Source organism: Angustibacter sp. Root456, from assembly GCF_001426435.1.
Taxonomy (GTDB): domain Bacteria; phylum Actinomycetota; class Actinomycetes; order Actinomycetales; family Angustibacteraceae; genus Angustibacter.
In genome coordinates this window covers 157,823-169,860 of the sequence record NZ_LMER01000001.1, presented here as the reverse complement: position 1 = coordinate 169,860, position 12,038 = coordinate 157,823, and the positions used below count along the sequence as shown (strand labels likewise).

Genomic DNA, 12,038 nt, shown 5'->3' with positions numbered 1-12,038 from the left:
CACCGCACAACTCATCAACGGAACCGTCGTCTGGGACACCAGCTCAACAGACCCACCAGACCAACCCCTACCGCCCCACCGCGCCAACCACCTCATCCACCGCCTCGTCCAGCAATGGCTCGTCCCGCGACGCGATGAGCAGCTGTAGGTCACGTGGCGGGCGAGGGTCCGTCGACGTTGATGGTGACCGGGCCGGTGCCCGAGCGGGTGACGATCTCCTCAGACGTGGTCGACCCGGTGTTGCCCTCGCGGTGCACGACGTGCCGGGGGATGTGCAGGAAGTCGCCGGGACCGGCATCGACGGATCGGCCGCCGTCCGGGCCGAACTCGACGCGCACGTTGCCCGCAATGACGTACACGGACGTGTCGTGGTCGCCGTGGTGGTGCCAGCCGGACGTCTCACCCGCCTGGGTGCGCACCAGCCCCGACCAGAGCCCGTCGACCGCGATCGCCTGCTCGCGCAGCTTGCCCGGTGTGGGGTCGGCCACGACGCGGTCGGCCGGGTGAACGCACGTCACGTCGTGGTCGCTCATGGTCTGCCTCTCTGCGCACCCTCACTGCCCCACCCTCGCCCCGCTGTGTCGAGGCTAGGACGCCGCCCCCGCCGGCGGAAGGGCATAGACCTCGAGCAGGGTCGCGGCCACGCTGTGCCACTGCCTGGCGGTGGCACTCGCGCGGGCTGCGGCGCCGAGGCGCTGCCGCAGCGGCAGATCGCCCAGCAGCTCGGCGAGCACCTCGGCCAGCCGGTCGACGTCGCCAGGCTCGATGACGCGCCCGGTGACGCCGTCCTCCACCAGGCCGGCGAGCCCACCGGTGCGTGCGACGACGACGGGTGCGCCGGCAGCCTGAGCCTCCAACGCCGCCAGGCCGAAGGGTTCGTAGCGGCTCGGCACCACGACGGCGTCAGCTGCCGCGAACAGCGCGGCGAGGTCGCTGGAGCCCAGCCGGCCGGGGCGCACCAACCGGTCGGCGACTGCGAGCTCCCTCGCCAGATCGACGAGCACCGGCTCGTACGAGCCGCGGCCGGCCAGCACCACCCGCGTCCCGGGTCGGGCGGCGAGCAGGGTGGGCAGCGCGCGGAGCAGCGTCGAGAACCCCTTCTCCCACTCCAGCCGGCCGGCGCCGACGACGAGGTGGGGTGCACCGGCCGCCCAGCGTCGCCGTGCCGTCGCGGCCGTTGTCGGGTCGACCTGCCAGCGGTTGACGTCGACGCCACCGGGGACGACGTGGACGGCGCTCGGCCGGGCCCCGTGCGCCATCGCCTCCTCGCGCATCGCGGTCGAGCAGACGACGACGCGGTCGGCGCAGCCGACGGCCGCGCGCTCGGCGGCGTGGACCGCGCGGTGCAGCGGATCGTCGAGCCGACCGGACCGGCGTCCGAGCTCGGTGGCGTGCAGCGTGAGCACGAAGGGCACGCGGCGCGCCGACGCGATCGCCCTCGCCGCCTCGGCCGTCATCCAGTCGTGCGCGTGGACGACGTCGACGTCGGGCAGCGTCTTGGCGACCTGCGCCATGCGTTGCTGGGTGCCGGTCACGGCCGCGACGAGGTCACCACCCCGCGTCGTCGTTGCGGCCCGGACCCGGCACACGGCCACGCCGTGGCACCGTTCCTGCGTGGGCGCCGCCGGCCGCGCGCCGTCGACGACGTCGTCCGCGGGCGCGATCACGTGCACCTCGTGGCCGATGGCGACCTGCGCTCGGGTGAGCTCGTCGACGTGCCGGCCCAGACCGCCGTGCAGCACCGGCGGGTACTCGGACGTGACGTGCAGGACCCGCACTACAGCCTCCGCCCGACCAGGCCGCCCCCGACGAGGGCGCGCGCGTCGAGCGAGCCGAACGGTGCGTCGACGGCGCGCTGCCGGGCCGTCTCGGCCGCGACCGCCGGGTCCTCGCGCTCGATCAGCTCGGCCAGCCGGTGGAAGGCCAACCGGTGCTCGTCGGCGCGACGCCAGGCGTACTCGGCGGCCTGGTCGCGCGTCACCATGAAGGCCCAGTCGCTGGAGAGGGCCAGCAGCGCCTGCCGCACGAGCTGGTCGAGGTCTGCGCGACGCGTGCCGAACCCGCCCCGATCGCGTTCACGGGCGAGCAGGTCGAGCAGCCGCCGCTGCACCCAGAAGCCCTCGTCCACCAGCGGTCGCACGGCCTCACCGGCCCACACGCGAAAGTCCTTGCCGGCGCCCCACGACCCGGCCGGCAGGTCGACGCGGCCGCGCACCGCCCCGCGTTCGAGGGCCCCGCGCAGCGTGGTCACCTCGACGCCGGCCTGGGGCAGCAGCCGCAGCACCCGGGCCAGGAAGGCGGGCCCCTCGTGCCACCAGTGCCCGAACAGCTCGGTGTCGTAGGCGGCGACGACGAGCCCTCGCTGCCCGTCCCGGGCGGCGAGCTCGATCAGCCGGTCGCGCACGCGTCGCACGAAGTCCTGGGCGTCCCGCTCCACCGCCGCAGCCGCGCGCGCCGGGTCGTACGGCTGCTTGTCCGCGCCCCCGACGCCCGGCCCGGTCACCCGGAAGGGACGCGTGCCCGACGGGTGGTCCAGGGCGTGGAAGTCCCGGTAGTCGGCGCCGCTGGGGTAGCCGGTGCGCGAGCTCCAGATCCGATCGGTGACCGACAGGTCGCGAGCGAACACCGCCACGTCGCTGTCACCCACGAGCCACGCCCCCGCCGTCGGGACGCCGGCGGCGCAGAGGGTCTCCTCGTCGACCACGAAGTGCGTGACGCCGGCAGCGGCGAACGTCTGCTCCAGGCCGGGGGAGTACCCGCACTCCGGAGCCCACACACCGGCCGGGCGCTGGCCGCGGCGCCCGCGTGCGTCGTCCAGGCCGACGTGCAGGGCGGTGCGGGTGACCTCCGGCTCGAGGAGGGGGAGGAACGGGTGCGTCGCCGGCCCACCCATCAGCTCGACGACGCCGGAGTCGGCAAGGGATCGCAGCACGGGCGCGGAGCCGTTGCGCCACAGGGTGTCCAGCTCACCGACCGCTGTGGTGGCCGCCCGGAACTCCACGCTCGAGAGGTCGCGAAGATGGCGCTCGGGTCGGCTCGCGAGCTCCTCGGCGCGCAGCTGCCACAGGCCCAACCACGACCGAAAACCGTTGAGGCAGTAGGCGTCGTCGAGCTGCGCGGCGAGCACAGGGGTGACGCCGAGAGTCAGCACGTCGCGCCGGCCCTCGGCGGCCAGCTCCGTCAGCACCCGGGTGAGCGGCAGGTAGGACCCCGCCCACGCCTGGTACAGCCACTCCTCGCCGACCGGCCAGACGCCGTGGTGCGCCACCCAGGGCAGGTGCGTGTGCAGCACGAGCGCGAAGCTGCCGACCGGACGGTGCGTGCTCACCGAGGCACCGCCAGCACGAGCAGGTCGAGTGCGCCGTCCGCGTCGGCGGGCCGCACCTCGAAGTCGTCGGGCGTCACCGACACGACGGCCTGGGCGAGGCCAGGCGCCCACGACTGCGGCTCCTTCGCCAGCTGTGCGCTCACGAACCCACCGAACCGCTCGTCGAGCTCTCGCAGTCGCGGCCCCGCGTGCACACCCCCGAGGCTCACGACGTCCAGGTGCCTGCCGACGAGGGCGCCGAGCTCCTCGGCGTCGTACTCGCGCACGTGGAACGGGTTCGTCGGTGGTTCCCCGCGTGCCAGTCCTGGGGAGAACGTCTCGCGGTTCGGGGTCGTGAGCGCGAGCAGGCCACCGGGTCGCAGCACGCGCACCGTCTCGGCCAGCAGCTGGTCGGGCGACCAGATGTGCTCGATGACCTGCAGGCTGAGGACGACGTCCACGGCGGCGTCCGCCACTGGCAGCGCCACCAGGTTGGTGCGGAGGAAGGTCGCCCCGCGATGGCGACGCCGGGCGCGGTCCAGGGCCGGCGCGTCGTAGTCGGCGCCCAGCACCGCGGCCGCGACCTCACCCACGGCCGCGCAGCCGTAGCCCTCACCGCAGCCGGCGTCGAGCACCACGCGGTCACGACAGCGAGGGGCCAGCGCCCCGTAGGCCACCTCGTGGCGGGCGAACCAGTAGGTCTCGTGCCAGATGCCGGGCGCCGTGCGCTCACCGGTGAGGACGGGGGCCGCAGGGTCGGCCGTGTCGCTGATCGCTCGTTCACCCTCTCCACGCACCGCGGCTGTGCCGGCGTGAATCTACCGGCCCGGCCAGTGTGACCGGCCTCACCGGCGCCTGGCTTGCCCTGACGTTACCCGCCGGTAACATCGACGGCGAGATCGGGCGCCGCCAGTCCGGTGGTGCTGCTGTCCGCGCCGCCTGGCAGGCTGGGTCCGGGTTGCCGTCTAGTCCAGGAGGTCTCAGCCGACCATGAACGTCGTCGTGTGTGTGAAGTACGTGCCGGACGCCCAGGCCGACCGGACCTTCGAAGAGGGCGACCACACCACCGACCGCGTGGGGGTCGACGGCCGGCTGTCCGAGCTCGACGAGTACGCCGTCGAGGAGGCGCTGAAGATCGTCGAGGCCGGCGAGGGTGAGGTGACGGTGCTCACCGTGGGTCCGGAGCAGGCGGCCGAGGCGATCAAGAAGTCCCTGCAGATGGGCGCGCACGCCGGCGTGCACGTGCAGGACGACGCGATCGCCGGCTCGGACGCCGTGGGCACCTCGCTGGTGCTGGCCAAGGCGGTCGAGAAGCTGCGTGAGGCCGGTCAGGTCGACCTCGTGCTCACCGGTATGGCCTCGACCGACGGCACGATGAGCGTCGTGCCCGCGATGCTCGCCGAGCGCCTCGGCCTGCCGCAGGTCACCTACGCCAGCGAGCTCACCGTCGAGGGTGACGGCGTGACCATCCGCCGCGACGGCGACGCCTCGACCCAGACCATCTCGGCCTCGCTGCCTGCGGTCGTGAGCGTCACCGACCAGATCAACGAGCCGCGGTACCCGTCGTTCAAGGGCATCATGGCGGCCAAGAAGAAGCCGGTGCAGACCTGGTCGCTGGCCGACCTCGGCGTGGACGCCGGTGACGTCGGCCTCGCCGCGGCCTGGACCACCGTCGAGGCCGTTGCCGCGCGGCCGCCGCGTGAGAAGGGCCAGGTCGTCACCGACGAGGGCGACGGCGGTAGCCAGCTCGCCGAGTTCCTGGTCTCCCGCAAGTTCGTCTGAGCCCGCCGACCACCCGCCGATCAGGCAAGGAGCACATCCATGAGCGACGTCCTCGTGCTCGTCGACCACGTCGACGGTGCCGTTCGCAAGACCACCACCGAGCTGCTCACCATCGCCCGCCAGCTCGGCGAGCCGGCTGCCGTGTTCGTGGGCAGCGGCTTCGACGCCGCGCGCGAGACCCTCGCGCAGTACGGCGCCGCGAAGGTCTACCGCATCGAGTCGTCCGACGTCACCGACTACCTGGTGGCGCCGACGGCCGAGGCGCTGGCCCAGCTCGTCGAGCGCACCAGCCCCGCTGCGGTGCTCATCGCCGCGAGCGCCGAGGGCAAGGAGATCGCGGCTCGCCTGGCCATCAAGACCGGGTCGGGCCTGATCACCGACGCCGTGGGAGTCGATGCCGACCTCACCACTACCCAGTCGGTGTTCGCCGGCTCCTACACCGTCAAGGCCAAGGTCACCACGGGCACGCCGATCATCACGGTCAAGCCGAACTCGGCCACGCCCGAGGCCGCTCCGGCGGCCGCGGCCGACGAGGTGTTCGAGCCGACCGTGTCGGACGCCGCGAAGGCAGCGCGGATCACCGAGACCAAGCCGCGGGAGAAGTCCGGTCGCCCCGAGCTCACCGAGGCCGCCATCGTCGTGTCCGGTGGCCGCGGCACCAACGGCGACTTCGGCCCGGTCGAGGCCTTCGCCGACGCCCTGGGCGCGGCCGTCGGAGCCTCACGCGCTGCGGTCGACGCCGGCTGGTACCCGCACGCCAACCAGGTCGGTCAGACCGGCAAGACCGTGTCGCCGCAGCTCTACGTCGCCAACGGCATCTCCGGTGCGATCCAGCACCGCGCGGGCATGCAGACGTCCAAGACGATCGTCGCGGTCAACAAGGACGAGGAGGCGCCGATCTTCGAGCTCGTCGACTTCGGCGTCGTCGGCGACCTGTTCGCCGTGCTTCCCCAGGCCACCGAGGCGATCGAGAAGGCCAAGGGCTGACCCGGCTTAGACTTCCTGGGTGACGAGCCAGCCCCCGAGCGACCCTACGCGTCCGGCGGACGTCTACCTCGACCACGCGGCGACCACGCCGATGCTCCCCGAGGCCATCGAGGCGATGGTCGAGGAGCTCGGCGTGGTCGGCAACCCGTCGTCACTGCACACGGCCGGCCGCCGGGCGCGGCGCGTCGTGGAGGAGTCCCGCGAGCAGCTGGCGGCCGCGCTCGGCGCCGGGCCGAGCGAGGTCGTGTTCACCAGCGGCGGCACGGAGGCTGACAACCTCGCGGTGATCGGTGCCTACCGCGCGCGACGCGCTGACGACCCTCGCCGCCGTCGGGTGCTGGTGAGCGCCGTCGAGCACCACGCCGTGCTCGACAGCGCGCAGTGGATCGCCGACCACGAGGACGCCGAGCTCGAGCTGCTGCCGGTCGACGGGCTCGGGCGCCTCGACCTCGACGCCGCCCGCGCGTGCATCGAGCGCGACCCCGGCCGGGTGGCCGTGCTCAGCGTGATGTGGGCCAACAACGAGGTGGGCACCGTCCAGCCCGTGCGCGAGGTCGCCGAGCTCGCCCACGAGCACGGCATCCCCGTGCACACCGACGCCGTGCAGGCCGTGGGTCAGGTGCCGCTCGACTTCGCCGCCAGTGGCGTCGACCTCATGACCGTCACCGGCCACAAGCTGGGCGGCCCCGTCGGGGTGGGCGCGCTGCTCGCCGTCCGGGCTGCGCCACTGACCCCGCTGCTGCACGGCGGTGGCCAGGAACGGCAGGTGCGCAGTGGCACCCTCGACGAGCCGGCGATCCGGGCCTTCGCCGTCGCGGCCGCCGTCGCCGTCCAGCGGCTCCCGCGCACCGTGGCCCGGCTCACCGCGCTGCGCTCGGCGCTGGTGTCCGGTGTGCGCGCAGCCGTGCCCGACGTCGTCGTCAACGGCGATCCCGACCCGGCGGGACGGCTGCCCGGCCTGGCCCACCTGTCGTTCGCCGGCTGCGACGGCGACTCCCTGCTCTACCTGCTGGACGCCGCGGGAGTGCAGTGCTCGACCGGCTCCGCGTGCTCCGCCGGCGTGCCGCAGCCGAGCCACGTGCTGGTGGCCATGGGCCTCGACGAGCCGCTGGTGCGCGGCGCGCTGCGCCTCTCGCTGGGCCACACCAGCACCGAGCGGGACGTCGAGGCTGCGGTGGGCGCGCTGCCCGCCGCCGTCGCGCGGGCTCGTGGAGCGGCCCTGCCGGTGCCGACCGGTGAGGGCGTGGCCTGATGCGGGTGCTGGCCGCGATGAGTGGTGGGGTCGACTCGGCCGTCGCCGCAGCCCGCGCCGTCGACGCCGGTCACGAGGTCGTGGGCGTCCACCTCGCGCTCTCCCGCCAGCGGGCGACGCTGCGCACCGGTGCGCGCGGCTGCTGCACGGTCGAGGACGCGCACGACGCCCGCCGCGCGGCCGACGTGCTGGGCATCCCGTTCTACGTGTGGGACCTGTCGGAGCAGTTCACCGAGGCCGTCGTCGACGACTTCGTCGCCGAGTACGCGGCGGGCCGCACCCCCAACCCGTGCCTGCGCTGCAACGAGAAGATCAAGTTCTCGGCGCTGCTCGACAAGGCCGTGGGTCTGGGTTTCGACGCGCTGTGCACCGGGCACTACGCGCGGGTCGAGCGGGCCGACGACGGCACGCCGTCGCTGCACCGCGCAGCCGACCCCGACAAGGACCAGTCGTACGTGCTCGGCGTGCTCACCGCCGAGCAGCTGACCCGGGCGGTGTTTCCGCTCGGTGACTCGCTGAAGTCCGCGGTGCGCGGCGAGGCGTCGCGCCGGGGGCTGGCCGTGGCCGACAAGCCCGACAGCCACGACATCTGCTTCATCGCCGACGGCGACACCCGCGGCTGGCTCGAGCAGCGGCTGGGAGCGCAGCCGGGACGCATCGAGGACGAGGACGGCGTCGAGATCGGCACCCACGACGGCGCGTACGGGTTCACGATCGGCCAGCGCAAGGGCCTGCGGATCGGGCGACCGGCTCCCGATGGCCGGCCACGCTACGTGCTCGACATTCGGCCGAAAGAGGGAACGGTCGTGGTCGGGCCGGCCGAGAGCCTGGACGTCACGCGGCTGGTCGGTGCGCGGCCCCGCTGGTGCGGACCCGCGCCGGTAGGGTCCGTCGAGGTCTCGGCGCAGGTCCGCGCCCACGGTGAGGCCGTGCCTGCGGTCGCCGTGCTGGGTGACGGCGACGCGCTCGAGGTGACGCTGCGCGTGCCCTTGCGGGGTGTCGCGCCCGGGCAGGCCGTCGTGCTCTACTCCGGCACCCGCGTGATGGGCTCGGCCACCATCACGAACGCTTCACGCTGAGTCACAGGGACTTCACAGGTACGCCAAATGGTGGTTGGCTGCCGACCACGTGAAGGCGACGTGCCCCGCTTGCGACAAGCCGTGGGGCAAGGGGGCACGTCCTGACCAGACAGGACGTCTACATGTCCCGAAGGATTGGCTCACGCTCGACCTGGGCAGCAGCCGCAGGCTTGAGTGCCCTGGCCCTGGCCCTGAGCGGCGTCACCGCCGTCAGCGCCTCGGCCGCCAGCTCGGTACCCGCCGCAACCAAGGCCGGCACCGCGAACGGCAAGAAGGGCGACATCCGCGAACCGTCGGCGGAGATGCTCAAGCGAACGCCGACGAAGAAGGAGATCGCCGCCCTGAAGGCGGCCATGCCGAAGGCTTCCCGGCGGGCGGCCATGCGCACGTTCGCGGCCGCCGCCAGCAAGACGCCGCCGGTCGGCACCCAGCGCGTGTACTACGTGCTGGACGACTACAACGGCCGGTACATCGCGCAGACGTTCACTCTGCGCGCGGTCGGGCAGCACATCGAGGCCTGGGTGCAGGACAACCTGGACTACCCGGCCGGCGACTGCCGTAACGACGGCAACGTCAACGTCGTCACCGACGCGCAGGTGCAGTCACTGGTCGACGAGTTCGACACCAACATGCTGCCCAAGGAGTCGCAGTTCTTCTCCGTCGCGCCCGACCGCGATGGCAGCAACTCACCCTTGAACACCGCAGACGACCCCGACACTGCGGAGAACGAGGCCTCCCAGCCGTTCGTCGGCGACGGTGACAAGACGCTCGCGCTGATCTCCAACGTCCGCGACGCCAACTACTACGCGCCGAGCACCCCGGACGGCGCGACGTACATCGCGGGCTTCTTCTCGCCCACGTTCAACTACTTCTACGACCGCAACACCATGACGATCGACAGCTACGACTGGGCGCAGCGCACCGGCGCGAACCCCCAGCCGGGCACCGACGGTTGCGGCAACGCCCTCACCCCGCGCCCGCGGCTGTACGAGGGCACGTTCGCCCACGAGTACCAGCACCTGCTGGAGTCCTACGCGTCGCCGGGTGAGACCTCGTGGATGAACGAGGGCCTGTCGGACTACGCGCAGACGATCGTCGGGTACGTCGACACGACGATTCCCTACGGCCAGACCGGCGCCGACAGCCACCTCAACTGCTTCTACGGCTTCTCGGGCACCAGCTCCTTCCCGTACTGCGGTGCGGAGAACTCGCTGACGGAGTGGGGTGACCAGGGCAGTCCCTCGATCCTCAGCGACTACGGCGCTGCCTACTCGATGATCACCTACATCGAGAACCGCTTCGGCCGTGACGCCATCACGTTCTTGCACAACGACGCTGACCGCAACGGCCTCGACTCGCTGCAGGCGCTGCTCGACAGCAAGAAGACGCACCTGTCGGTGAGCCAGTTCATCAACCAGTGGGCGGCCATGCTCGCCGTCGACGCCTTCCAGGACGACGGCGCGCGCCTGGTCCTGAACGGCCACTACGCGAACCACGGGTGGTACGGCAACGACGACGACGACCGTGGCAAGAGCAAGGGCCACGACGAGGGCCACGAGAAGGGCCACGGCGAGCACCACTCGACGACGAACGCCTACCAGGCGAGCCAGCTCTACGCCGGCATCGACTGGGCCTGGCCGGGCTCGTACGACTCGCCGGGCGCTCCGCCCAACGGCTCGGACTACGTGCAGCCGACCCGCGGCACCAAGGTGCTGAGCGCTCGCGACCTGCGCAGCCTGTACTTCAAGGGTGACGCCACCTACGCCCCCGACCCGCTCGGCTGGACGGTGGACGCCAACGCCCGCGAGGGCAACGCGGCCCTCTACTCCGGGAGCGGCAACGAGCTCGACCGGGCCGCGGTGACCAGCGTGACCGTACCGGCCGACAACCCGACGCTGACCTTCTCGACGAAGTTCAACATCGAGCAGAGCTGGGACTTCGCGACGGTGCAGGTCTCCACCGACGGTGGCAAGACCTACACCTCGCTCGCCAACGCTGACACCACGAGCGACCACGACCCCGATGCGGCGAGCAACATCGTCGCCCAGCTCCCGGGCTTCACCGGTCTGCAGACCGAGTGGAAGTCGGAGTCGTTCGACCTGTCGAAGTACGCGGGTCAGACGATCCTGCTGTCGTTCCGCTACCTGACCGATGCGGCGTCAGAAGGCAACAACGGCGACCCGGCCGGCTGGTGGGTCGACGACGTCACGGTCGGCGGCACCACGGTCTCCGACGGCTCGTCGGTGGCTGACTTCAAGTCCGCGACGCAGGTCTACCCGACCCCCGTCAGCGGCTGGAGCCTGCAGCTCGTCGGCTGGGACGACCACAAGAAGGTCTACCTCGGCCAGGTCAAGCTGCGGCACGGTGCGGCGTACCTCTGGTCGCACCAGCTGCGCAAGCTGCTCGGCAACGCCAAGCAGGTGGGCGTCATCGTGACGGTTGACGACCCGAGCGAGTCCGCCACCAAGAACGCGCTGTACACCCTCAAGGTGAACGGCGTGACCCAGCCCGGCGGTCGCTGAACCGCTCGCTGACGCGGCAGGGCCCGAGACCTTCGCGGTCTCGGGCCCTGCCCGCGTGCGGGGTGAGGCACCCGACCGGCGGAGCGCCCCCGTAGGGTCAGGGCCATGCCAGCTCCCGCCGCCATCGCGACCGGCATCGGCTCGTGGCCCGGTACGGACGTCGGTGAGGCGCTCGCCGTCATCCGCGGCGAGCTCGAGCAGCTGCCGCACCTACCGGAGCTGCCGGCTCGAGGCCAGGGCGCCGACCTCATCGGCCGCGCGGCCGCTCGGCTGGTCGGGCTGGCGGTCGACCTGCAGCCGTCGGGCTGGCGACTCGTCGACCGCCCGGGCCGCGACCTCGCGCGGGCTCAGGCCTTCTGGCGTGAGGATCTCGAGCGCCTCGCCGAGGCGTTCGACGGCTACGCCGGCCGGCTGAAGGTGCAGCTGGCTGGCCCGTGGACCCTGGCCGCCTCACTGCAGTTGCCGCGCGGGGAGCGCGCGCTCACGGACGCCGGAGCGGTGCGTGACCTCGTCCAGTCCAGCCGCGAATCGGGAGCGGCCCTCGTGGCCGAGGTGGCCCGGCTCGTGCCGGGAGCCGATGTCGTGCTGCAGCTCGACGAGCCGTCGCTGCCTGCGGTGCTCGACGGTCGGCTCCCGACCGTGTCGGGCTACGGCCGGGTGCCCGCGATCGGCGCCCCGGAGGTCCGCGAGGGTCTGGCCGCGGTGCTGGAGGCCGCCCGCGACGCTGGTGCGTCGACCGTCGTGCACTGCTGTGCCGAGGACGTGCCGATCGCGCTGCTGCGCGACAGCGGGGCGGGCGCGGTGTCGCTGGACGTCACCCTGCTCGACGCGTCCGGCTGGGAGTCCGTCGCTGCGGCCGTCGAGGCAGGAGTGGGGCTCTGGGCGGGTGCTCTACCGACGGTGGGCGACGTGCCGGCGACTCGCCAGGTGGCCGACGTCCTGACCGCACGCTGGCGTGACGTCGGCCTGCCGGTGCGAGACCTGGCCGCCGTGGTGGTCACCCCCACGTGCGGGCTCGCCGGTGCCTCGCCGGCCGGTGCTCGCGCCGCCGTGCGACGGTGCACCGAGGTGGCCGCGGAGCTCACCGAGCGCGCCCTCGCCTGACGGGT

The 12,038-nt window shown here is 72.7% G+C and carries 10 protein-coding genes; 6 read left to right on the top strand and 4 right to left on the bottom strand.

From position 1 onward, the window contains the following. Positions 1-149: 149 nt before the first annotated feature. From ASD06_RS00825 to ASD06_RS00810, 4 genes are read right to left on the bottom strand one after another with little or no spacing between them, the layout of a single operon-like run. A complete protein-coding gene (locus ASD06_RS00825) occupies positions 150-533 on the bottom strand; it encodes a cupin domain-containing protein (protein ID WP_056671951.1) in 384 nt (127 codons plus the stop codon). A 54-nt stretch (positions 534-587) separates the two neighbouring features. Further along, on the bottom strand, positions 588-1,778 hold the full coding sequence (locus ASD06_RS00820; protein ID WP_056671949.1) for a glycosyltransferase family 4 protein: 1,191 nt from the start codon (positions 1,776-1,778) through the stop codon (positions 588-590). Beyond that, positions 1,778-3,328 (bottom strand): glycoside hydrolase family 57 protein, encoded by a 1,551-nt coding sequence (locus ASD06_RS00815; protein ID WP_056671946.1) that lies wholly within the window; start codon positions 3,326-3,328, stop codon positions 1,778-1,780. The genes ASD06_RS00820 and ASD06_RS00815 overlap by 1 nt, the downstream gene beginning before the upstream one ends. Continuing rightward, complete coding sequence (locus ASD06_RS00810; RefSeq protein WP_082537558.1) at positions 3,325-4,104, bottom strand: bifunctional 2-polyprenyl-6-hydroxyphenol methylase/3-demethylubiquinol 3-O-methyltransferase UbiG; 780 nt, start codon at positions 4,102-4,104, stop codon at positions 3,325-3,327. Before ASD06_RS00810 ends, ASD06_RS00815 begins: the two co-directional genes overlap by 4 nt. 193 nt (positions 4,105-4,297) lie before the next feature. On the opposite strand from ASD06_RS00810, the gene ASD06_RS00805 reads away from it, so the two are divergent. The 6 genes from ASD06_RS00805 to ASD06_RS00775 all read left to right on the top strand — a co-directional run bounded on the left by ASD06_RS00805 (position 4,298) and on the right by ASD06_RS00775 (position 12,033). Next, the gene (locus ASD06_RS00805) at positions 4,298-5,089 is read left to right on the top strand and encodes an electron transfer flavoprotein subunit beta/FixA family protein (protein WP_056671943.1); all 792 of its coding nucleotides are present in this window, start codon (positions 4,298-4,300) and stop codon (positions 5,087-5,089) included. Between the two features lie 39 nt (positions 5,090-5,128). After that, positions 5,129-6,076 (top strand): electron transfer flavoprotein subunit alpha/FixB family protein, encoded by a 948-nt coding sequence (locus ASD06_RS00800; RefSeq protein ID WP_056671941.1) that lies wholly within the window; start codon positions 5,129-5,131, stop codon positions 6,074-6,076. 19 nt (positions 6,077-6,095) lie between these two features. Beyond that, a complete protein-coding gene (locus ASD06_RS00795; RefSeq protein WP_235502158.1) occupies positions 6,096-7,328 on the top strand; it encodes a cysteine desulfurase family protein in 1,233 nt (410 codons plus the stop codon). Next, the gene (gene mnmA / locus ASD06_RS00790; protein ID WP_056671938.1) at positions 7,328-8,407 is read left to right on the top strand and encodes a tRNA 2-thiouridine(34) synthase MnmA; all 1,080 of its coding nucleotides are present in this window, start codon (positions 7,328-7,330) and stop codon (positions 8,405-8,407) included. Before ASD06_RS00795 ends, mnmA begins: the two co-directional genes overlap by 1 nt. A gap of 170 nt (positions 8,408-8,577) precedes the next feature. Continuing rightward, the gene (locus tag ASD06_RS00780; RefSeq protein ID WP_162248019.1) at positions 8,578-10,929 is read left to right on the top strand and encodes an immune inhibitor A domain-containing protein; all 2,352 of its coding nucleotides are present in this window, start codon (positions 8,578-8,580) and stop codon (positions 10,927-10,929) included. 105 nt (positions 10,930-11,034) lie between these two features. Next, positions 11,035-12,033, top strand: coding sequence for a methionine synthase (locus ASD06_RS00775; RefSeq protein ID WP_056671929.1), 999 nt, complete (start codon positions 11,035-11,037; stop codon positions 12,031-12,033). Positions 12,034-12,038: the final 5 nt, after the last annotated feature.

Coding starts and splice junctions, on each gene's coding strand:
- ASD06_RS00825 (WP_056671951.1), bottom strand. CDS start 533: ATGAGCGACCACGACGTGACGTGCGTTCACCCGGCCGACCGCGTCGTG.
- mnmA (WP_056671938.1), top strand. CDS start 7,328: ATGCGGGTGCTGGCCGCGATGAGTGGTGGGGTCGACTCGGCCGTCGCC.
- ASD06_RS00805 (WP_056671943.1), top strand. CDS start 4,298: ATGAACGTCGTCGTGTGTGTGAAGTACGTGCCGGACGCCCAGGCCGAC.
- ASD06_RS00775 (WP_056671929.1), top strand. CDS start 11,035: ATGCCAGCTCCCGCCGCCATCGCGACCGGCATCGGCTCGTGGCCCGGT.
- ASD06_RS00800 (WP_056671941.1), top strand. CDS start 5,129: ATGAGCGACGTCCTCGTGCTCGTCGACCACGTCGACGGTGCCGTTCGC.